This is a genomic window from Frankia sp. AgKG'84/4 (genome assembly GCF_023242965.2).
Lineage (GTDB): Bacteria > Actinomycetota > Actinomycetes > Frankiales > Frankiaceae > Frankia.
The window spans coordinates 1-710 of sequence record NZ_JALKFU020000939.1 but is presented as its reverse complement, the minus strand read 5'-3'; the positions used below and the strand labels follow the sequence as shown (position 1 = coordinate 710).

1 protein-coding gene is annotated in these 710 nt (G+C 76.3%); it reads left to right on the top strand.

Annotated elements, in window-relative coordinates; genetic code table 11:
- On the top strand, positions 1-710 hold a 710-nt coding region (locus tag MXD58_RS26175; protein WP_250610412.1), incomplete at both ends, for an SDR family NAD(P)-dependent oxidoreductase.

The following is a 710-nucleotide window of genomic DNA, read 5'->3' as shown; positions in this document are numbered from 1 at the left end:
ACCTGCTGCTGACCAGCCGTCGCGGCGAGCGGGCACCGGGAGCGGCGGAGCTCGCCGCGGAACTGCGCGGGCTGGGCACGCGCGTCACGATCGCCGCGGTTGACGTGGCCGACAAGGCGGCGCTCGCGGACGTCCTCGCCGCCATCCCGGCGCAGGTCCCGCTGCACGCGGTCGTGCACACCGCGGCCGTGCTGGACGACGGCCTGATCGCGGAGCTGACGCCGGAGAAGATCGACCGGGTGCTGCGGGTGAAGGTCGGCGGTGCCCGCAACCTGCACGAGCTGACCCTCGACGCGGACCTGGACGCCTTCGTGCTGTTCTCCTCGATCGCCGGCACCGCCGGGGTGTCGGGTCAGGGCAACTACGCGCCGGGCAACGCCTACCTCGATGCCCTCGCCGCCCACCGGCGTGCCGCCGGGTTCGTCGCCACCTCCCTCGCCTGGGGGCAGTGGGCCGGCGAGGGGCTCGCCGACGGGGCGGCGCAACGTGTCCTCGCCCGGTACGGGCTGCTCGCGATGGCGCCGGACACGGCCGTACGGGCCCTGGCCGACGCACTCGCCGACGGCGAGACCAGCCTCGCGGTCGTCAACGCCGACTGGCGGACGTTCCACCAGGCCCGGCCGCATCCGCTCATCCACGAGCTGCCGGCGGTCGCCGCGGAACGGGCCGCCCGCGCCGGGCGGACCGGTGCGGACGGCGACGCGGCGGCC